At 42.1% G+C, this 21,080-nt stretch carries 16 protein-coding genes and 1 pseudogene; 3 read left to right on the forward strand and 14 right to left on the reverse strand.

Translation table 11 applies throughout. The annotated features are described in order from the left end of the window. Positions 1–226 precede the first annotated feature (226 nt). The 4 genes from HWQ44_RS17970 to HWQ44_RS17985 form a co-directional block, all read right to left on the reverse strand. Positions 227–1,480 carry a pilus assembly protein PilB gene (locus tag HWQ44_RS17970; RefSeq protein WP_292721109.1) on the reverse strand — a complete coding sequence of 418 codons (1,254 nt, stop codon included), beginning with the start codon at positions 1,478–1,480 and terminating at the stop codon, positions 227–229. A gap of 254 nt (positions 1,481–1,734) precedes the next feature. After that, complete coding sequence (locus tag HWQ44_RS17975) at positions 1,735–2,922, reverse strand: HetZ-related protein 2 (protein WP_292721111.1); 1,188 nt, start codon at positions 2,920–2,922, stop codon at positions 1,735–1,737. A gap of 1,011 nt (positions 2,923–3,933) precedes the next feature. Next, positions 3,934–4,281: a carbon dioxide-concentrating mechanism protein CcmK gene (locus HWQ44_RS17980; protein WP_292721114.1), complete on the reverse strand. Its 348-nt coding sequence runs from the start codon at positions 4,279–4,281 to the stop codon at positions 3,934–3,936. An 85-nt stretch (positions 4,282–4,366) separates the two neighbouring features. Continuing rightward, positions 4,367–4,678: a BMC domain-containing protein gene (locus tag HWQ44_RS17985; RefSeq protein ID WP_094352432.1), complete on the reverse strand. Its 312-nt coding sequence runs from the start codon at positions 4,676–4,678 to the stop codon at positions 4,367–4,369. Between the two features lie 249 nt (positions 4,679–4,927). On the opposite strand from HWQ44_RS17985, the gene HWQ44_RS17990 reads away from it, so the two are divergent. Continuing rightward, positions 4,928–5,827 (forward strand): alpha/beta hydrolase, encoded by a 900-nt coding sequence (locus HWQ44_RS17990; RefSeq protein ID WP_292721116.1) that lies wholly within the window; start codon positions 4,928–4,930, stop codon positions 5,825–5,827. 185 nt (positions 5,828–6,012) lie between these two features. On the opposite strand, the gene HWQ44_RS17995 is transcribed toward HWQ44_RS17990, so the two are convergent. Beyond that, positions 6,013–6,636 carry a hypothetical protein gene (locus HWQ44_RS17995; RefSeq protein ID WP_292721119.1) on the reverse strand — a complete coding sequence of 208 codons (624 nt, stop codon included), beginning with the start codon at positions 6,634–6,636 and terminating at the stop codon, positions 6,013–6,015. A 2-nt stretch (positions 6,637–6,638) separates the two neighbouring features. Continuing rightward, positions 6,639–7,271, reverse strand: a complete 633-nt coding sequence (locus HWQ44_RS18000) for a ParA family protein (protein WP_292721120.1) — start codon at positions 7,269–7,271, stop codon at positions 6,639–6,641. Between the two features lie 253 nt (positions 7,272–7,524). On the opposite strand from HWQ44_RS18000, the gene HWQ44_RS18005 reads away from it, so the two are divergent. Next, on the forward strand, positions 7,525–8,907 hold the full coding sequence (locus HWQ44_RS18005; protein WP_292721123.1) for a cytochrome P450: 1,383 nt from the start codon (positions 7,525–7,527) through the stop codon (positions 8,905–8,907). A 47-nt stretch (positions 8,908–8,954) separates the two neighbouring features. On the opposite strand, the gene HWQ44_RS18010 is transcribed toward HWQ44_RS18005, so the two are convergent. Further along, positions 8,955–9,548, reverse strand: a complete 594-nt coding sequence (locus HWQ44_RS18010) for an acyltransferase (protein WP_292721125.1) — start codon at positions 9,546–9,548, stop codon at positions 8,955–8,957. Positions 9,549–10,011: 463 nt separating this feature from the next. Further along, a complete protein-coding gene (locus HWQ44_RS18015; RefSeq protein WP_292721128.1) occupies positions 10,012–10,212 on the reverse strand; it encodes a hypothetical protein in 201 nt (66 codons plus the stop codon). 122 nt (positions 10,213–10,334) lie between these two features. Between HWQ44_RS18015 and HWQ44_RS18020 the strand changes: the two genes are divergently transcribed. Next, the gene (locus HWQ44_RS18020) at positions 10,335–13,214 is read left to right on the forward strand and encodes a tetratricopeptide repeat protein (protein ID WP_292721131.1); all 2,880 of its coding nucleotides are present in this window, start codon (positions 10,335–10,337) and stop codon (positions 13,212–13,214) included. Positions 13,215–13,543: 329 nt separating this feature from the next. On the opposite strand, the gene HWQ44_RS18025 is transcribed toward HWQ44_RS18020, so the two are convergent. The 6 genes and pseudogenes from HWQ44_RS18025 to vnfK form a co-directional block, all read right to left on the reverse strand. After that, positions 13,544–13,972 (reverse strand): hypothetical protein, encoded by a 429-nt coding sequence (locus tag HWQ44_RS18025; RefSeq protein ID WP_292721134.1) that lies wholly within the window; start codon positions 13,970–13,972, stop codon positions 13,544–13,546. 38 nt (positions 13,973–14,010) lie between these two features. Then, positions 14,011–15,819 (reverse strand): ABC transporter ATP-binding protein, encoded by a 1,809-nt coding sequence (locus HWQ44_RS18030; RefSeq protein WP_292721137.1) that lies wholly within the window; start codon positions 15,817–15,819, stop codon positions 14,011–14,013. A gap of 184 nt (positions 15,820–16,003) precedes the next feature. Beyond that, a pseudogene (locus HWQ44_RS18035) lies at positions 16,004–16,177 on the reverse strand (diflavin flavoprotein A); the annotation flags it as partial. Positions 16,178–16,330: 153 nt separating this feature from the next. Further along, entirely contained in the window at positions 16,331–17,674 is a 1,344-nt protein-coding gene (locus HWQ44_RS18040; protein WP_292721140.1) for a nitrogenase component 1, read from the reverse strand. Between the two features lie 268 nt (positions 17,675–17,942). Further along, a complete protein-coding gene (locus tag HWQ44_RS18045) occupies positions 17,943–19,466 on the reverse strand; it encodes a nitrogenase component 1 (RefSeq protein WP_292721143.1) in 1,524 nt (507 codons plus the stop codon). 146 nt (positions 19,467–19,612) lie between these two features. Further along, complete coding sequence (gene vnfK, locus HWQ44_RS18050) at positions 19,613–20,998, reverse strand: V-containing nitrogenase subunit beta (RefSeq protein WP_292721145.1); 1,386 nt, start codon at positions 20,996–20,998, stop codon at positions 19,613–19,615. Positions 20,999–21,080: the final 82 nt, after the last annotated feature.

A 21,080-nucleotide genomic window follows, 5' to 3' on the forward strand; every position in this document is an offset into this window, starting at 1 on the left:
CATTAAGGGGAAAAGTTCACTAAAAACCTCAGTTAGCATGAAATATTTGCAACAATGGGATTCAAGAGCGGAAAACTAACTTTGCTACTATAAGCTTGTTCAAACCGTAATCTTACTCAGAATACGAGCGCAAAATTTGTATTTATTGGAGATGAACCTCTGAGGTTAATCGGTCTCAGGTTCCATTACAACATAACAATTATGTATGCGATCGAAATCAGCGGTTTCACTGACAGACCGATGATTTGCTGCTTGTTGGGGGATTGCTATCTAGTGCCAGTATTTTGATTTGTTGGTCTAAATTTTTCACTAGTTGATTCAGAGCAACCAAAGCCTCTAATTGCTGAGAATCAAGGCTGGGATTCAGTAAAAACCGTTCTTGTAGTTCATGTAACTTGAAGCTTAGTTGCTGAGAAATTCCTAAAGCATCGCGGCCGAGACGCGCCAACTGTTGTTGTTGATAAAACTTTAATGCTGCTCCCCGTAATACTTGGAGGGTTGCCTCTTCGCCGTAGATTCCCGGCATGACTCGCAAGCGTAATAATAAGCGGTTTTTTTGATATACGTATTCTTTCTCTATCTGTTTTGGTTCTGTAACTGTGGTGATAGGCAGGGAAGCAAACCGCTTTAATTCATTCAGTACTCCTTGGAAAACCGAGAGCGGCAGTTTGTCTAATACAGACTGTAAAACTCCATTGTCACTCCACAGTATTCTGCCTTCGTAAGCTTGTCTTTCTAAATACAACCGACCAATTCCCCCAGCCAGGATTCGCCCTAGTAATTCTTCTAGTAATTTCTTGGCTGGTAGTGTTGGTAGCAACTCAATAGGACTAAGTACTTCAGAAGCTTGTGTGGGCAAAATCGGTAAATTGTTTGGTGCTGCTTCGGAATTCTCGCCCTCAATAGGGGTCAATAACGTCGTAGTTTGAGATAATTGGTCTAGCTCTGGGATCGGAGGCAAGTCTACTCGCTGCCCAGAATGTTGACGCTTTTGTGTCTGAAACACCGTTAATATTGGTTGCTGACTTGATTCCGAGTTGGTATCTAGGGAGGAAATAGGTGTGTCAGCAACGGTAGTTGGACTATTTGTTGGAGGAGAGTCTGCTGTTGGTTGATGCACTTGTTGGGCATCTAGCTGAGATGTATTCTTATGGTTGAGGTAGGCTGACAGTACTCTCCGGTGAGCATCGGCTGCGATCGCCTCAATCACCATTGTGCAATTGATATAAGACAAAATGCGACTAACGTAATCTAGGGCCTCGCTGTCTTGCGGATGAACCATACCTAGCAAGAGATTTTTGTCTTCTAATCTAAAGGGCAAAATCTGGTGGTAGAGGCAAGCTTCAAAGGACAAAAGACTATCAATCAGTTGGAATATCTGTTGGCCATCGCCTCCTTCTTCCCACCTAATTTGTGTAGCAGTTAGCACTGGTGGCCCATTTATCGTGGTATCTGTTAGTTCGCCCTCTGAAGACAACATAGGTTCGATTGCTTGGTATTTATTTATATAATATTTTGCCTCTAATTGAGTAGGTAGTTAATAAAGATACTTTGTTTAATTGTTAAAATTTCAATTATATATACTTAAGTAGACGTAAGTAGAAGATGAATTTTAGATTATAGACTGTGGATAATACTGAGGATTAGGGAGTGGACATGGGGCGTTGCTCAGGAATCAATAGTTTTTCTTCCTCTTCTTTCCCTACTCCCCCAGTCCCCATCTCCCACTACAGGTTACTCTTGGCTTCTTAAAGCTTGGGCTACAAGATAGATTTTTGTCCATTCGCCTAACACTTGATGAGTTTTGAGTTTTAACTGTTGGGCTATTGCTTCTATGGAATTACCAGCTCTCCGCAAATCTAGAATTTGCCGCCCTAAAGGAGTCAATTTTCCATCAAGTTGTTGCCATTGGTTTTGCGTTAATCCCAAGTTATGTTCTTGCAAGGAAACTGAAAGCCAGCTATCTACGAGTTCTGGTTTACCTTTGAGGGCAAAAACACGTACAGCGTGGTAACTAATTTTTTCTCGCAGACGGTAGACTTCCTTAGTCTGTTTATTCAGTTTCTGGGCAATATCTTCCTGAGACTTACCTTGTAGATACAGTCGTAGCCATTCCACTGCGTCTGTTCCCAAATTTTCTTGTAAATAATTTTCAAATTCTTTTTGTACTGACTGGCGCAGGCCCTGTTGTTCCTCTAGTTGTTGTGCTTCTTGATATTCTGCGATCGCCTGACTATCAACTAAGTTAACTCGATTGTCATTGTCGTCTGTAAGAACTTCTTCTGACACTAGTCTAATCAAGTCACGCCCAGGCACTTGGGTTAAGCCACCGCGCTGAGTGCGACGTAAATAATTCACAAATCGGTAAGCTAATAAGGGTTGATTGCGGACTGGCCGCAGACAATATTCTTCTACACTGGCAAAAAGCAGAGCATCTCCCAATCGTCTATCAGTTGTATATTTGGCAATGTCAGCCATTTGCTGTTGCATGTGGCTATCGCTTTGGAGTAATTCTTGAAGTACTTCTTGCAACACATCCATCACACTGCGCTGGCGATCGCGGCTGAGGGAAACCCAAGTCTGAATCTGATTCCGTAATGTTACTAAACTTCCCAATCGCGTTATCAAGTTTCGATAAGCGCGTTCTCGCCCCTGCCCCAAGTAGCGTTGACGTAAAATCCTCCAGCGATATTCCATCGCTTGCTTGGCGATATGGAGTTCTTTAGGATTAAACAGATCAAACCGTTTTGAGTCAGATCCCAACAGCCAGAGAATAATGCTTTGTCTAGCGGCTTCATTTTGGTCTGGACATTCTACAGCCAAGCGCTTTTGCCAATCCAGAGCCAGTTTTTCCACATCCGTTGTCATAGTGAGATTGCATTCCTCGAAACTCAATTTTGAAGTTTGCATCACAACCCCCATTAGCCCCACCTAATTGTTTAACTGGCAGCTGCCCCAGATTTCATGAAAATCATGAAAATAGCTCAGTGATTCTACTTTTATTACGTCTGAGTTCACTAGAATTATGCAGAAATTTCTACATTGATGTTTTATTTTCAATTCAAAATGTCCAAAAGCTATGTATATCAAGCATTTAGGTCAATTCTGTTAATTTAAACTTTTTGTAAAGTTATGTTTTTTTTATTGAGAACAGAAATCTGCCTAGAGTGGTGAGGATACATCATTGCACGAGATGGATCGGGGGAATCTGACATTTTGTAATAGATACAACGAACGAATCTAATTTAACTCAATGTTAGACGTTATATCACCCGTATAAGTTTCAACCTTCTACAATTCCTTACGTAGAAAAATACTTAGTTAAATCTCAATATACTTGGTATGAATGAGATTTTGCTCCATAAAATCCCCCAGTTCCTCTGATAAATTAGCTTAATTCCCTCTTTTTCAAGGAGTATCAAGCCTTGGCTGAATCATATTTAGTTAAATTTCACAAATATTTTTGGATTTTATTAAGTATATATACGGAAATTAGCAATTGGAGAGGATTTATGGTAAGTCGTTATATAAAATCTTAAATCTATACTATCGCTATAGTGTGGAATCAGCCCCAGTGTGCTATTTAGGGATGTCTACGACGGGCTACGCCTACGCTATTCTGGATAGTAGGGATTGATAGGCAAATTTATCCTTTTTAAACTAGCTTCACCCACAACTACGCCTTTAATACTAGTAAGTTATTTTTAAAACTTTTATATTCTTAAAAATGAATAGTCAAAAGTCAATATTTGTTTTGACTATTGACTCTGACTGTTGCTTTCCCTCTGCTTCAAAATTCAACTTATGCAAAATCCAAAAACAGAAAAGTTTGCAATCTCTAAAGTTTTGATAGTCAGAAGCCTGACAATAAACTTCTCTTTAAATTCATTTATGGGAATTTTTTGTTTTGAATTCCCCCGCAGGAGGTTAAATCTATCGATTGTTCGATCTAACTATGGGATTTTCTACAGATTCTCTATACCCTTGGACTTGTTCTGTGTAACCAATTGGTAGAACAGCTTCAACGTTTTCATGGGGACGAGCAATAATTACCCAGGATTCAAGTGTACCGCCATAAACATTTTCTGCGGCTTCAACACCGGCAGCCATAGCGGCTTTTACTTCAGAAACATCGCCACGAATATTAACTGTAAAACGAGCGCTACCTACCCTGATATAACCAACAAGGGTAACTCGACCAGCTTTTACCATAGCATCTGCTGCTGCTAGCACCGCAGGAAAACCTTTCGTTTCAAGTGCTCCAACTGCCTGTAATGACATTATTAATCTCCTGTATGAATAAACGATATGTGGGCTACAAGTTAATTGTACGAAGCTTCGCTACAGATTTTGATAGCAAAATTGCTTAGAACATGCGGAAAGGTTCTGATTCTTCAGTGAAATGGATTGGTAATATGGTTTCCACATTTTCTGGGGGATTAGGAACAATGTAGTAGGTAATTACTGTACCAACCTTGACTTCCTCTCCAGCTACGATTCCGGCTTCAACAGCTCTATTTACTTCAGAAACGTGTCCCCGGACGGCGACTAACAAGCGAGCGCTTTCCGCTTGACCATAATACACAATTGTGACTGCGGCAGCTTTGACCATTGCATCTGCTGCTGCTAAGACACTAGGAAAACCTAAAGTTTCAATTACGCCAACGGCCATTGGCATGGCATTAGCTCCTGGATTAAGGGATAGGCGATATTAATTGTACGTGGCTTTAGTCCCAATTTTGACATTTTAAAAAACTTTCTTTGATGCCATAATTTTTGGGCGAGTGGGGAGTTAAGATGTTTTGATAGCCGTTAGTTTATGTTTTATATATTACAAATAATACTTTAGCATCTTAGTTTATGTAATTTTGTTGTTTAACAAAATCAGCAATCCGTGGAAGTAAGCTAATACGATAAACTGGAATTTATGTTTCCGAATTTTCTTCCTACAGCAGTTGGACAACTGACAGAACCTACTTCGATCGCACTAGCCCGGAGTATTCAAACAATTGCGATCGCTACTCCTTTAACTAATCAACCAGTTACCACAACATTTGTCAAGCAAGGGTGTGGTGGAACTCCTATTTTATTAATTCACGGCTTTGACAGTTCTGTATTAGAATTTCGGCGGCTTTTGCCACTACTTTCTGAAAATAATGAAACTTGGGCAGTGGATTTGTTGGGTTTTGGATTTACAGATAGACTTTCAGGAATTGCCTATAGCCCAACTGCGATTAAAACCCATCTTTATTATTTCTGGAAAAGTCTAATTAACCAACCTGTAATTTTGGTGGGTGCTTCGATGGGGGGTGCGACGGCGATTGATTTTACGTTGGCTTACCCCGAAGTAGTAGAAAAGCTGGTGTTAATTGATAGTGCGGGGTTAGCAGGTGGTTCACCATTGAGCAAATTCATGTTTCCCCCATTAGATTATTTAGCAACTCAGTTTTTGAGTAATATGAAAGTGCGCGATCGCATTTCCCGCATTGGATATAAAAATCAAACTCTTGCCTCTGTTGATGCGCTATGTTGTGCTGCATTACACCTACAAATGCCGAGTTGGCATCAAGCTCTGATTGCTTTTACTAAAAGTGGTGGTTATAGTGCTTTTAGATTTGAGATGATATCACAAATTGTGCAACAAACGCTAATTTTATGGGGTGATTCCGATAAAATTTTGGGTACTGAGGATGCCACAAAGTTTAAAAGAGCAATTCCACACAGTACTCTCATCTGGATTCAAGATTGTGGTCATCTTCCTCACTTGGAACAACCACAAATTACCGCCCAGCATATTTTAAACTTTTGTGGTGAACCCATTAATTAGCTGGGCGTAAAAAAAATAAAGTTTGTATTTAATAAGGACTTTAGTGCTAATAATCCTTGTTTTAAGTGATTCATTGCTCAAAACAAATTCACGTTTGTTATGTAGAGCATCGATTGAACAAGCAAAAAACAATCTTATAGCCTCCTCTTCCCTGAAAGGGAAGGGGAAGCCAAGATTAACTCACTCTAGTCAAGTAACCACATCTCATTAGAACTATCGGGATATTCATTTGGTTGATTTTGTGGTTGATTTTGAGCGAGTGTTTCCGATGAACGATGTGATTTTTTGTAGTTAAGTGGATTGTAGTGTTCTTTTACGGGTTTTATCGCACTAGTTTCTTTTACAGCTACAGCAAGCTTAGATTTATCTTCTGCTGTTTGTTTTAAAGCATTAATTTCTTCTATAAGTAGGGAATTTGCTTCTGCAAGTTGTAGTGCTGTTTTTTTGGTATCATCAAGTTCTTTGGTTAGTTGTTCTAGTAATGATTTTTGTTCTGATACAAATGTTTTTTGTTTAGATAATTTTGATTGCAAATCAGTAATTTCTTGTCTAAGAGATGCTTCGTTTTTGTGGCTTGTTTCTAGATTACTTGTCAATTCTTTGACAGTTGCTTCTAAATCAGCCTTAGTAGGACTTGTGCGCTTAGTAGAAGTTGGCTCAAGTGGTTGTCCTAACGATTCTTCATCATCTGAAGCTTGTTCTTCGATAATTTTTTCTGCTGTAACTTCGATCGCAGATTCACCTTCTGGGGGTGTAAATTTTTGCGCCTCTTCTTGTAGTAAGTCAGAGAGACTTTGTTTCCTAGCCATTATTATTTTCTCCAATCACGCTGTAATTCATCAGCTGCACGGCGGTAGTCTAATTCCGCCTCCCGTGCGTTTCCTCCTCGCCATTGAGTAATCGCTACACCTTCAAGTGCTGCTCGTTCATGAGCTTTATAGGCACGGATGAAAGTATTACAAGTAGGAATACCTAAGCGAGTCAGAGTGTTTTTTGCTTCTTGTGCTTCCCCCAGACTGCGCGTATCGACTTTGGTGAGCAATACCCGATGGGGGGTTCCCACAGGGATGACGGCTTCCTTGACTGTTTCCACGAGGATAGCTAAATCCATTGCAGATGGGGGTGTAGGCAAAACTAAATAATCTGCGATCGCAACTACCGCCACTAATGCTTCAGAGCGTAGCGCGGGAGGTGTATCCACCACTACTAAATCGTAACCTGTTATCTTCCCTAAATCACCTAAAAGTGTCGGATCGGTTTCTTGAGATAAATCAAACCCCATTCCCTGCTGACTGCGCCCAAACCACCAACTAGCAGAACCTTGAATATCTGCATCAATTAGCAGCACCTTTTTTTTCTTCGCAAAGTTTGCAGCCAGATTGACTGCGGTAGTCGTTTTACCAACTCCTCCTTTACCGTTGAGAATAGCGATGATTTTTGGCACTGCTTGCTTCCGATGCTGCCTCTTGAGTGGTGAGTTCTGTTAGCGGGGCGTTTAGCCCGTGCTGAGTGCTGAGTTAGGAGAGGCGCGATTAATCGCGTCTGTACAAGAGTTATTATTATCCTCTTTGTCTTCCTTTCAGTTCTCAGTTTTCAGTTCTCAGTCCCCAATCATGAATATACCGCTTTCTGTAACCCTAAATAACATGAAAACTCGTAACAATAAAATTCAGAAGCCATCAACTCCACAAAGTCCTATGACAACAACTTACAATCTGCCTGATGGGCCTCAAATGCCGCGCTGGCTGCGGATGATCAAGTTTATTAGTCAGCCGGTGAAATATGTAGATGATTTTGCCAAAATCTATGGTGACACTTTCACAATTAGGAGTAGTCACTCTGAAAATCATATTGTGTACTTTAGTCAACCCCAAGCACTAGAGCAGATTTTTACTGCTGATTCTAGCCATTTTGAGGTTGGCAGGGGGAACATAGGGCTAAAATTTTTGCTTGGCGATCGCTCCTTTATGTTATCAGATGGCGATCGCCACCAGCGCCAACGCCAACTATTAGCTCCTCCCTTTCATGGCGAAAGAATGCGGGCTTACGGCGAGGAAATTCGGGAAATAACCCGACAGGTGAGTAATGAATGGCAAATTGGCAAACCTTTTAATATCCGTGAGTCGATGCAAGAAATCACATTGCGTGTTATCCTGCGGGTTGTATTTGGTTTGAATGATGGACAGCTGTTTGAGGAACTGAGGCGATCGCTAAGTGATTTACTAGACTTCATCAGTTCACCCGTAATGTCTGGCGCCTTCTTCTTTCGGTTCATGCAAAAAGATTTTGGTGCGTGGAGTCCTTGGGGTTGGATTCTGCAACAACGGCAAAAAATTGATCAACTTATTTATGCTTTGCTTCGAGAACGTCGGGCCCAAGCAGATCAAAATCGGCAAGATATCCTGAGTTTGATGATGGGGGCTCGTTACGACGATGGTCAAGGGATGTCAGATGAAGAATTACACGACGAGTTGATGACGCTGCTAGTAGCGGGACATGAAACTACCGCTTCGGCATTGACATGGGCTTTTTACTGGATTGACCATTTACCAGAGGTGCGTGAGAAGTTGCTACAGGAACTCAACACCATTGGAGTTAACCCCGATTTGAGTAGTGTGGCTAAATTGCCATATTTGACAGCAGTTTGCCAAGAAACATTACGAATTTACCCAATTGCCATGACTGCTTTTGTGCGGATTGTAAAGACCCCAATTAAAATTATGGGCTACGAACTGCGAGAGGGAACGGCAATAGTCCCCAGTATTTATTTAGCGCATCATCGAGAAGAAGTTTACCCACAATCCAAGCAGTTTAAACCAGAACGCTTTTTAGAAAGGCAATATTCACCTTATGAATATTTACCCTTTGGTGGCGGTAATCGTCGCTGTATTGGGATGGCATTTGCCCAGTATGAAATGAAAATCGTCTTGGCAACTGTTTTGTCAGAATTTCAAGTTTCGCTAGTAAATAAACGTCCTGTGCGTCCTGTGCGCCGTGGTTTAACTTTAGCCGCACCCGCCGGAATGCGGATGATTGCAACTCCTCAAGTTAAGCGTGCAAATACGCCAGCGCTAGTTTAGGCAAGTAAGGTGGGCATTTTAATCCCCACCCTACTATCGTGTAATAATTACGAGATATCCTGATTCTCTTGCTTATTAGCTAGTTGTTCATAATGTTCTTTGTCGCGGTATTTTATTGTTCTCATAGGTTGATTTCCAACAATTGCTAAAGGTTCAACATTAGCAGTTACAACTGTACCAGCCGCCACAATTGCACCATCTCCAATGGAAACTCCGGGAATAATTAAAACATTGCCGCCAATCCAAACATTGCGACCGATGACAACAGGTTTATGAATATAGACATTATGTTCATAAGGCAAATCATTACTTTGATAATCGTGATTTGCGGAGAGGATAACCACGTTAAATCCAAGTGTTGTGTTGTCCCCAATTGTAATTCCGCCACGTCCATCTAATATGACATCTTGTCCAATATAGACTTTATTTCCCAGAGATACATTTTGCGGGTGTTCAATTCTCAAGTCTCGCTTAAATCGTAGACCTGAGCCACTAAATTTTAATTGACTCTTCAGTTCTTGATGCTTGTAGCGCCTGATTTTGGTTTCTAGATATTCTCCCCAACGTACCAGACGAGGTACTAACCATTGTTCTAATAATCGCTCTAATTTATTTGTAATTTTATTTTTGATCTCTTTCATACAACCTCATAGAAGTTTAGGAACTCTCTGGCTTTCAACCAGGGAGGAAGAACGACGCGGGTACTTTAGCACCCTTGATATTTATTAGGTTTCCCCAATTTGAGTATTTTCTCGCGTGTGAATACCGTTTATCTGAAATTGGAGTGGTGAATGGTAGCCTTGTAAAGGTAAACTAAACATTACGAGTTTTGCTCTCGGAGTTCAGATTCTCAAAATACAACTGTTTGGGAAATAAAAGGGGCTAAAGAAGTACCCCAAGAATTCGACTAGTATATCAGTGCGCCTATTTTTTGGCGGCTCAGGCTTTATCCCAGTTCCCAGAATGTAGTTTGGGGGATGCAATTGTAGAATAATAAACTGTGGCACAGCTAATAAATTAAAAAGCTACGCAGAGAAAACCATAGTATTTCTCTACGTCTTTTTGCGTTTTTCTCAGCGTTCCTCTGGGTTCAAATATTATTAATTATTTGAAATCACCCTCCTCTGTTTCCTGCGGTTCCAGCAATTCCCAAATCAGGAAGGCTAACTCAATGACAATACCTGAACCGGGGATAAACCAGTCGGCAATTAGGGGAATCAGAAATAACAAAACCGCCATCAGCTTCTTAACTTTCATTCGCTTTACCTCAAACACTGAAGTAACGGTAAATTTGGGGTAGTACATGAAAGCAAAAGCCGTTGTCTGTTGGCTGTAATGTGTGAGTTTTCAGTGCTTCAAGTTTGGGGATGCTAGATTAAGTTTGGGGAATCCCTAAACTTTGTCGCAAATTTGGGCAAGAATAACTGATGGCGCGTGTTAGCTACGGTGATGAGGTCAAAGCGCGAGTAAAGACGCTGTTAGAAAGGTTTTTGGCTTATGCCAATTACGAGTTAGAAAACAGCGAACGTTTCAACATTCCTCTGAACTGGGAAAGGTCGAAGCAAGTAATAGTGAGGACACAGCTAAAAGTTCTAGCGGAACTTAGCGGTTTAACCAAAGAAGAAGTCCGAGAAGCATTAAAACGACTTGAAGATTTTTTAGGTATTCTCGAAGATTTGCGCGTACCTAAGCGAGGTTCGGAGGACTGGCACTTTCGGCTGACGCTTTGGGATGACAAAGACGATAAAGACGGGAATTTGAGAAAATTTGATGCAGAATGGCAACGCCGAAGAGAAGAATTACCCGGTGTGCAGCGTGCGGAAGGTAGAAAAACTAAACCCATACCTACCCATTACGAGAATATTCCCTTGAGTGGGGTAAAGGAGTTTGTCGGACGTGAAGCGGAATTGCGAAACCTCCACCAGCTGTTGCAGGAAAATCAACAGGTGGCAATTGCGGGTATGGGTGGAGTCGGCAAAACAGAACTAGCTTTGCAATATGCCAATTTGCACCGCGTAACTTATCAAGGTGGGATTTGCTGGTTGTCCGCGTTACAGGATGTGGGAGTGCAATTCGTGCTGTTTGCGCGTACTTGCCTAAAATTAAACATCCCAGAAGACTTAGATTTAGTTGGGCAAGTGCAATCTTGTCTCAGACAATGGCATGAGGGTGAGGTTCTGCTGGTAATTGATAACGTCACTAACTATAGAGAAGAAGTCAGGTGTTATCTGGAGTCTGTTCCTTCCCGGTTTAAGCAGTTAATTACCACGCGGGAAAAATTACAGCCGCCGATAGTGCGATTAGATTTAGATGTGCTGAAACCACTAGCGGCAATGCAGTTATTAAAATCCTTAGTGGGTAGAGAACGACTGCGACGCGAACCTTTGATTGCGAGAAGACTTTGTAAGTGGCTGGGATATTTGCCCTTGGGTTTAGAATTAGTCGGGCGTTATTTGTTAGTTGATGAAGAGTTATCCCTAGCAGAAATGCTGCAAGATTTAGAAAATGAGCGTCTGAAAAATGAAGCTTTAGACGAAGCTCGACCAGAAATGACTGCTAAATTGGGTGTGGCTGCTGCTTTTGAGTTGAGTTGGCGACGATTGCGAGAAAATGCCCAACTTTTAGGCTGTCTTCTGAGTTTATTTGCTTTAGCTCCGATTTCTTGGGAATTGGTGGAGGGTATAACAATAAATAATGAGGCTCAAAATTGGAAAAAAAGCAGACGTGATTTGTTACAGTTCCATTTACTTCAGCCCAAACGTGAGGGAATTTATCAGTTACATCCCCTGCTGCGGAAGTTTTTCCAAGATAAGCTTACAGGTTTAGAGCAGGCAGAGGAATTTAAGCGATCGCTTTGCCGGGTAATGGTAACAGTTGCTAAAGATATTCCTGAAACACCGACTCTTGAGCAAATTACTGCTGTTTCCCCCGCCATTCCTCACATAGCTGAAGTAGCGAATAATCTGATTCAATACGTTAACGATAAAGATTTAACTTGGGTATTCATTGGTAATGCTACTTTTTATAGATACCAGGGGCTATATGACCAGGCTTCATCTTGGTGTAAGCACTGTTTAGAAGTTACTAAAAAGCACTTAGGAGAAGAACATCCAGATGTCGCCACTAGCCTCAACAACCTAGCAGAACTCTACCGTTCCCAAGGAAGATACAGCAAAGCTGAACCCCTTCAGCTGGAAGCATTGGCGCTTAGGCAGCGCTTGCTGGGAGAGAAACATACAGATGTTGCACAAAGCCTTGACAACTTAGCCTTACTTTACAAATCCCAAGGAAGATATAGCGAAGCCGAACCGCTTTGCCTTCAAGCTTCAAAATTGTGGCAATGCCTACTCGGAGCGGAACATCCTGATTTTGCTACCAGCCTTAATAACTTAGCGGAACTTTACAAATGCCAAGGAAGATATAGCGAAGCTGAACCTCTTCACCTCAAAGTATTGGCGCTCAGGCTAAGCCTACTTGGAGTGGAACATCCTGATTTTGCCATTAGCCTCAATAATCTAGCGGAACTCTCCAAATGCCAAGGAAGATACAGCGAAGCCGAACCCCTTTACTTGCAAGCATTGGCACTCAGGCAACGCCTATTAGGAGAAGAACACCTTGATGTAGCGCAAAGTCTCAACAATCTGGCTGGTTTCTACTACTTTCAAGGAAGATACAGCGAAGCCGAACCCCTTTACTTGCAAGCATTGGCACTTAGACAACGCCTATTAGGAGAAGAACATCCTGATGTAGCGCAAAGTCTCAACAACTTGGCCGCACTTCACTACTCTCAAGGACGTTACAGCGAAGCTGAACCTTTGTACCTGCAAGCTTTAGAACTAACGCGACACCTTCTAGGAGACGAACATCCTGATTTTACTAACAGCCTCAACAACTTGGCAGTACTCTACTACTCTCAAGGACGTTACAGCGAAGCTGAACCTTTGTACCTGCAAGCTTTAGAACTAACGCGACACCTTCTAGGAGACGAACATCCTGATGTTGCACTTAGTCTCAATAACTTGGCATTACTCTACAAATCTAAAGGACAATACAGCGAAGCCGAACTCTTGTACCTGAAAGCTTTGGAATTTACACAACGCTTGCTAGGAGAGAAACATCCTGATGTTGCACTCAGCCTTAACGACCTAGCGTATCTCTACGACTCCCAAGGCAGATACAGCGAAGCTGAACCCCTGTACATCCAAGCCTTAAGTATTTTGGAGCCACTGCTAGGAATTAATCATCCTCATACTGTTACTGCGCGTGAAAATTTAGCATATTTGCGCGATCGCCTCACCTCACAATAGCAAAATTCAAGTTCCCAACCTCATCAATCAAGCTTTTATCTCCAAGTTTCCTGTTCTGAACTCGAAGTTTCATGTTTCAAACAAGAACGTTTCTGTTCCAAGTGAGAACGTTCCTGTTTCAAACGAGAATATTCTTGTTCCAAAGGAGAACGTTCCTATTTCAAACGAGAATGTTCTTGTTCCAAGTGAGAACGTTCCTGTTTCAAACGAGAATGTTCTTGTTCTGAGGTGGAATGATGGTGTTATGAGGGCGATCGCTCCACCTAAATTGTAGAATGATGAGCGATCGCCTGTGAAGGTTAAGAGATGAATATAATTGCGATCGCGCGTTAAAAAACAATCTCCTCCCTCATCCTCTCTTCTAGCACATCCAACAACCCATCCACATCCTTCCCAGCTTGCTCAAAACAAATCGGTGGTGCTGGTTCCGGTGCAAACTGAATTAACTTAATTTCCCCCTTCCCAATCCCAATCATCACAACTTCCACATCCGGCTTGTGATTCTCAACAATTCCCAAAATTTCCTGAAGCCGATTCTCAACCTTAATATTTAAATTCTCTATCTGCTCTTTCGGACAATAAACAAAATGCGGCGTTGGTTGCAAATCAATACCAACAGTACCCTGACTGTCACCATTTGCTAACCATAATCCCCAAAACAGCGCCGCCAACTCTTGCTGATTTGCTTTGACAAACTTATCCAACTGGCGACGCCATTTGTTATCACCTGATTCTGGTTGACTATTACCAAAAAACATAAATAATTCGTAATGAAGACACAGACAATAGGCGAAACTCACCTCAAACCTGACTGTACACGCCAGAGGCCGGAATAAATACCGTCTTTCTCCAGCAATTGCTCATGGGTTCCCGACTCTACTAATTTCCCATGTTCCATGACATAAATGCAATCGGCATTGCGGATGGTGGAAAGACGATGAGCGATCGCAATTGTAGTTCTATCTACTGTAATCCTTTCTAGCGATCGCTGGATTGCCGCTTCTGTCTCATTATCCACCGCTGAGGTAGCCTCATCTAAAACCAAAATGGGGGGATTCTTCAAGACTGCACGGGCGATCGCAATCCGTTGTCTTTGTCCACCAGATAACTTTTGTCCTCTTTCCCCCACAATTGTCTCATAACCTTCGGGCAATTCAATAATAAATTCGTGCGCCTCGGCTATCTTCGCCGCTGTGATGATTTCTTGCTCTGTAGTCTCAAAGCTACCATAAGCAATATTCTCCGCTACAGTGCCATGAAATAGAAACACATCTTGACTCACCAAACCGATGCAGCGCCGTAAATCTTGCAAATTCAAACTTTGCAAGTCAATCCCATCCAGAGTAATGCTTCCAGCTTGCACCTCATACAACCGCAATAAAAGTTTGACTAAAGTACTTTTACCAGAACCAGTTGAACCGACAATTGCAATGGTTTTCCCCGCCGGAATATCCAAAGACAGATTTTTAATCACTGGAAATCTATCTTTATAGGCAAAATAAACATTGTTAAATTGCACTTCACCGCGCACTTTATCTACAGGTAACGCTACATCACCTGTATGAATGGCGATAGGAGTATCTAACAAATTCATGACTCGATTAGTAGAAGCCATTGCCCTTTGATATTGGTCAAAAGTTTCGCCTAATCTAGTTAAAGGCCACAGCAAACGCTGAATTAAAAACACTAATACGCTGTAAGTACCTACAGACATTGCTCCTGAAACTGCTGCCATTCCGCCATACAAAAGTAATGCCGTAAACCCCACCAAAATCAGCATCCGAATTAACGGCACAAAAGCAGCAGAAAGAGTAATTGCCTTAGAATTACTGTGGCGGTAAGCGTCACTATCTAATTCCAAACGAGAGGCTTCATAAGCTTCAGAGGTGAAACTTTTAATCGTAGTAATTCCGCTGATATTGTTTGACAACCGCGAATTGAGAAAACCTACCTTTTCGCGGACATCAGCGTAGCGAGGTGCTAGTAGTCGTTGGTAGGCAAAAGAACCCCAAAGAATAAATGGCATCGGTGACAAAGCCATCCAAGCTACACTAGGAGCCAAAATAAAGAAAGCAGCGCCAATAATTAGGACAGTTGCAGAAACTTGGATAATATCATTTGCTCCTCCATCCAAAAACCGCTCTAATTGGTTAATATCATCACTGAGGATAGACATTAAACCGCCAGTGCTGCGTTCTTCAAAATAAGCCAATTCCAACTCTTGCAAATGTTTGTAGGCATCCAAACGCAAGTCATGCTGAATATTCTGAGCCAAATTCCGCCAAAGTCGAGCGTAGGCGTACTCAAAAACTGATTCTAGTATCCAAATGACCACAGTCAGGAAGGAAATAATCAAAAATTGTTGAAAGACATCCCGTACCCCTAACTGGGCAATTATGGAATCCTGTTGCTTAACTACCACATCCACCGCCACGCCAATTAAGCCGGGTGGTGCTAAATCGAAAAATTTATTGAGGATAGAATAAGTAGTCGCCAGCCAAATTTGTTTACGATACTGGTGTCCATACTCCAGCAAACGCTGAAGAGGATGCTCTGAATGTTTACGCCTTCTTGATGCTCGATGAGATTTTAATACAGTAGCCACGGCTTTTTGCGATTTCGTGTCACTGATATTACCACGGAACAAAGTCTTGAGTCCTAAGTCCTGAGTCTGAAGATTGATTCAGACAGACTAATGAGAAACTACAGAAAATCAAAGGATCGCTTTTGCTGAAGAACTCAAGAAAAACAAGGAGAAAAGAGATTAGTTGTACAGCGCCATTTTTCTAAGAATTGCGATCGCATCTGAAAATTGTATCAAGCCAGTGTAAGTTAGGCACACTCACAAATTCAATTTTGTGTGCCTTGCCAATATCTATGCGATCGCCAGTTTTCACAATCCGCTTAAAAGAGCGATCGCATACGAACCCTTCCAGAAATTGGAGCGCGACTTTTGAGGCTAAGGAGTCACGCAAAAATAACTTGAACACTTTTAATTGGAAAGTAAGGCTGACAGCTTATTCCAAATTAAATTTGTACAACTTATTTTTACATGATGCCTAAGACTGTAGTTCGAGGTACTAACTGAAGGACATCTTTCTTGACACAATACTTTTCTATGTCCAATGAATCTCTTTGGAACGAAAAGCTCTATCCCAATCGTTAGCAATCACCTCCATCATATTGATCATGCCTTCATAGCCAAAATATGGCTTGTCAACATAAGTTTCTCTGTTAGTGGGGCTAAATACATCAAAAGCAATTTTGATTCCCAATTCCTCTGCCATGTATTTTTCCCATGCCGAGCCAATCACAGCATCAACATCCAACTCTTCTAAAGTCTGTTTAATCTGATATCCATCTGCCGAAAATGCTACACGGGGAGCAAGACCAAGACTATCTAATTCTCGCTCCAGAATTGCACGAGAATCAGGCATCGCCGAGCGAAATAATAAGACTTCAGGAATCATCTCCAATTCTTCAAAGAGCATTCTGACCAGTCCAATACCAAGCGTCCCATCCGCAGATACAGCAATTCTACAGTTACGATATCGGGGAATAATCATCAATGCTCGTTTGCGAAGTGTATCTACGACCATTTCTTCGCCTTGTTTAATTAGCGGTTCGACTTTTTCTTCGATCTTGAAATGTGCCGCTAATGCCTTCAGCCATCGAGTTGTGTTATTTACACCTATTGGTAAAGGTATATCATCAAGGATGAGGGGGATATTGTGGGTTTCTTGCATTTTCCGAGCAAACTTATACCCAACATCATGACTAAGAACAATATTGGCCGTTGCCTCACCAGCTTGCTCTAGTTCTTCAAAGGAGGTATTATGAGAGAGGATAGTCTGTACCCTAATCCTTAAAGATTTTAAAGTGTGCGTTACCCATTGCAAATCAGCCCACCAAGTAGGATTAAGATTTGCCTGTGGCGCAATGATATTTACAATCCTCGGCTTTCTACCCCTTCTCTTAGTTTGCCTTTTTTTGATAAAAGGAAGTAAAGCCTCCAAACCCATCTCCAAGCCATCATAAGCATTACCTCGAAACCCACCAGCAAGTAAAGGAACGAGTTTGGCTTTGATATCTGGCTGAAGTTGATTGCACAATCCCGCAATATCTTCACCAATGATGTCTGCTGCGCAAGTCCCAACGACAAACATGACCTTAGAATCAAAAGATTGATCCGCCTCTTTAATCATCCCCTTGAGTTTCTCAGACGCTCCCATCACAATGTCTGACTCAAAAAGGCGGGTACAACCTACTTTCCGCTTGGTGAAATCAACCTCATGAGCATCATACCCAGCTGCGACAGTAGACGCGCAACCCTGTGGAGACTGAATTACAATACTGACATCTTTAATCCCAGCAACCGTAGTTGCAATACCTTCAAGCGCACAGCCTACGATTGGGTCTTTACTATGGTTACAATTATCAAAAGTTAGTCCAGCAGACATTTTTCCCTCCTGTTTTTCTAAGGTTTGAATATGGTCAACGCGTTTCACGTAGCCTAGTAGCGACTTCTGCCTCGACGTTTCTGTGTTTCACGCAGCTTGTAACGGCTTCCGCTTTGACATTTTTGGCTTAAGCCTTGCCCGTATCAGACGCCACCGAATCAGAGTGTAGTTGGGTTTTGTTTCTTAACCCAACATTTCCGAGAGTTTGTTGGGTTTCACTTCGTTCCACCCAACTTACAATTTTCTTTATTAGACAAAATTTCATTCGTTACTCGTTCAAACATTTTCCCCGTCTTTTCTCTGCATATACAGTACAATCAGGCAGGTCTTGCGCTAATTTTCCGGTCAATGATTGAGCAGATGCTAACCCGGAATTTTTAGGGAACACCATTTGCTTAGTTAAAGAACTGCGAGGTCTAAAACCATATTGGAGTGCTGTTTTAATACACTTTGCGACCTTTAAGGCTCCGCGATAGCCGAATCTAGGACGATTTAAGATGGCATTTAAATCGACTACGGGAATATGAGGAAAACTCAAGGAAGAACCAAAATACACTACTGAGTCTGCATCAAGACCACCAATAAAATCTAGTAATTCATCTTCCGTTTGTTTCATAGACTCGTACTTGCCAAAAGCCAGCGTCCCTTTCGTAATTAGGATTTCTGGGTCTAACCCTGTTTCCAACAAATAATCTACACTGGTTTCTCGTGCTTCTGTACTCCAGGGATGGAAGTTATAGATTACTACGCGCATCCCAAAATCACGCTCCAACATGTGAGCAAGGGATAAGCACTTGATAGCATCATGTCCTTCTATAATCGCTAACTTCCCTTCTATATAACCCTTAGCTGCTTCAAATTCAGTCTTGATTGCGGCATATTCCCTTTCCATCAAAGCAGCCGCCTGTTCTTCCATCCCTAAATATTTTGCAGCCCCTTCGAGCCATTTTTCTGTAGCGGTGATTCCATAGGGGAGGATAGTAGAATTTAACGGCGTACCAAACTTGTCTGACATGGCTTTGCCAATGGTATAGCCAAGATCCAAACATAAAGTACAGTTGACTGCTGCACTCGGTGCTTGCTTGAGTTCTTCTAATGTACAATCACCTGCGATGACGCTGTGAACTCTTGCCCCCATTGCTTCTATCAATCGCACCAGTTCTTTGACATCAGTTTCGACTTCTGTCCTTTCAGGGCCCATCTTTGCGCCCACAATATTGACAGCATCGGCTAGTTGTGCTTTCCGCTCTGGAGTTGGCGGCTCCATAAAGTCTACGATTTGCCGAAATACGATATCAAATCCACTGCGATACTCCCCGGCGAATCCTTCACAATGTATCGTCATGATCTCAGCATCGATTTCGCTGCGGGCTTTATTCACTACGTCATCAACACAGTCGCCAATAATACCAGACGCACAACTAGTGGCAACAACGATCGCATCGGGATGGTATTTTTCATCTACTTCTAGAATCGCGCCCTTTAATTCTTTTTCGCCTCCAAAAATTACCGCTTTCTCACTCATGTTTGTAGTCACCACGGGTTCATAAGGGGAACCACTATTGCGGCTATTAGTCAGCTTGTATGCCCGCTTGACACCATAAGCACAGCCACTCGGCCCGTGAGAAATAACGATCGCATTTTTAATCCCACTTAAAATCTTCGTTGCAGTCCAAAATTTACAAGGGCGGGTATGACTACCTTGTAAAGTAGTCTTAATCTTACCTTCTTTTGCCAAGCGATAAAGTTCGCTCAAGTTTCCGTAAAATACGACATTCTGATCTATCATCATAGTTCTCCAAATATTTCATCTTTTTTAAACCAGAGGGTCGCTGAGGTTGGCGCAAAGGAACGCAAAGTTTTGAATAGAGGTTCCAGCACTCAAACTCTGCGCTCCTCTGCGTTTTACTCTGCGTTCCTCTGCGTTGAAAATTCAATCTACCAGACGTTTAAGATCCACTCGCGATCGTGCTTGTTCTCCATATCTGCAAACATGGCGTTGGCAATGTTATCTGCTAGCCATTCTGCTCCTTTGTAGCCAATTACAGGATATTTCCACAAACCTGCGCGGTCAAAGCTAGGAAATCCTACCCGAACCATCGGAATTTTGTTGTCGATAGAAATATACCGACCCTTGGAATGACCGAGAATCAAGTCAATTTCGAGGGATTTATCTGTAATGCGGCGCTCCAATTCCCAGAGGTCTGCATTCCAGATCACTTCAATATCACAGGCTGCTTGCTTCTCCAACTCGGCAATTCTTGGGTCTTTGGTGCAGGCTTTGTTGTCGTCTCCCAACAACATCAGCACTGGCTCTAACTCAACTTCTAAGCAGAACTCTGCTAGACCAATTACTAGATCGGGATCTCCGTAAATAGCAACCTTCTTGTTGGCGAAGAACATGTGTGCGAGGTCTGCGATCGCATCAATAGCTTTACCACGTTCTCTCACTAAAGATTCTGGTATTGCTTTCCCAGTTAGTTTTTGGATGTTTTGCAGCCAGATGTCGGTATTTTTGATCCCAATTGGTGTTGGGCCAAGAATTGCGGGAACTTTGAACTTCTCTTGTAAGAATTCGGCTGCACTACCGCCTTCATATTTACATAAGGCAATAGTTCCCAACGCATTGGCAGAATCAGCGATGTCTTCGATAGTTGTATTGCCAAAGGCAAAACTTGTCTTATCGGGCATCGTGGGCGCATCAAAGGTTTCTGTATCCAGTAAAATGTTTCCTGGAACGTCCATCTCTTTTAAGATACGTTTAACTTCAGTGACATCTCCAGGGTTAAGCCACCCGGTGATGATGTTCAACTTGCCAGTTGGTTCGCCTTTTTTTGCTAGGGAAGAAATGATTGCATGTACGCCGACATTATAGCCAGTGACTTGAGAGCCTTTGTAACTGGGAGTATGTACAGGAACAAGGATAACCTTGCGATCGGGATAGTCTTTCTTTAACTGGGCGTTGAGCTTGTTAATGGTTCCTTCGATATCGTCCCCAATTGTCTCAGTTGAACAAGTCGTAATAATTGGGATAATCCGTAAATCGGGATATCGTGCTACTAAGGTTTTTACGCCTTCCTCAATGCGTGGCTGTCCTCCAAGAACAGCACTATTTTCATGGAGTGAAGAAGAAGCAATGTCGAAATTTTCCTTCAAATGCTGGGCAAACAGGAGACGAACGAACATACTACATCCCTGTCCTCCATGCACCAGCGGAATACAATCTTTGATTCCAATGGAAGCGTATTCAGCCCCAGCAGGCTGACAGGTAAATATAGGATTGATGATTCCCTTGCGTTCTTTCTGTTTTACGACTAAAGACATTCTCTTGACTCCTATGTGGTAAAAATTGCGTGATGCGTGTTTGGCGTTGCTGAACGAAGATATGAAGTGTCTTTTCGAGCTT

This window comes from Nostoc sp. JL34, from assembly GCF_017114945.1.
Taxonomy (GTDB): Bacteria; Cyanobacteriota; Cyanobacteriia; order Cyanobacteriales; family Nostocaceae; genus Nostoc.

What these genes read in the sequence shown, in the direction of transcription:
- HWQ44_RS18015 (WP_292721128.1), bottom strand. Translation starts at nt 10,212, where the DNA reads ATGTACTACCCCAAATTTACCGTTACTTCAGTGTTTGAGGTAAAGCGA.
- HWQ44_RS18025 (WP_292721134.1), bottom strand. Translation starts at nt 13,972, where the DNA reads ATGTTTTTTGGTAATAGTCAACCAGAATCAGGTGATAACAAATGGCGT.
- HWQ44_RS18005 (WP_292721123.1), top strand. Translation starts at nt 7,525, where the DNA reads ATGACAACAACTTACAATCTGCCTGATGGGCCTCAAATGCCGCGCTGG.
- HWQ44_RS17995 (WP_292721119.1), bottom strand. Translation starts at nt 6,636, where the DNA reads ATGGCTAGGAAACAAAGTCTCTCTGACTTACTACAAGAAGAGGCGCAA.
- HWQ44_RS18020 (WP_292721131.1), top strand. Translation starts at nt 10,335, where the DNA reads ATGGCGCGTGTTAGCTACGGTGATGAGGTCAAAGCGCGAGTAAAGACG.
- HWQ44_RS18010 (WP_292721125.1), bottom strand. Translation starts at nt 9,548, where the DNA reads ATGAAAGAGATCAAAAATAAAATTACAAATAAATTAGAGCGATTATTA.
- HWQ44_RS17990 (WP_292721116.1), top strand. Translation starts at nt 4,928, where the DNA reads ATGTTTCCGAATTTTCTTCCTACAGCAGTTGGACAACTGACAGAACCT.
- HWQ44_RS18040 (WP_292721140.1), bottom strand. Translation starts at nt 17,674, where the DNA reads ATGTCTGCTGGACTAACTTTTGATAATTGTAACCATAGTAAAGACCCA.
- HWQ44_RS17985 (WP_094352432.1), bottom strand. Translation starts at nt 4,678, where the DNA reads ATGCCAATGGCCGTTGGCGTAATTGAAACTTTAGGTTTTCCTAGTGTC.
- HWQ44_RS18045 (WP_292721143.1), bottom strand. Translation starts at nt 19,466, where the DNA reads ATGATGATAGATCAGAATGTCGTATTTTACGGAAACTTGAGCGAACTT.
- HWQ44_RS17975 (WP_292721111.1), bottom strand. Translation starts at nt 2,922, where the DNA reads ATGGGGGTTGTGATGCAAACTTCAAAATTGAGTTTCGAGGAATGCAAT.
- HWQ44_RS17980 (WP_292721114.1), bottom strand. Translation starts at nt 4,281, where the DNA reads ATGTCATTACAGGCAGTTGGAGCACTTGAAACGAAAGGTTTTCCTGCG.
- vnfK (WP_292721145.1), bottom strand. Translation starts at nt 20,998, where the DNA reads ATGTCTTTAGTCGTAAAACAGAAAGAACGCAAGGGAATCATCAATCCT.
- HWQ44_RS17970 (WP_292721109.1), bottom strand. Translation starts at nt 1,480, where the DNA reads ATGTTGTCTTCAGAGGGCGAACTAACAGATACCACGATAAATGGGCCA.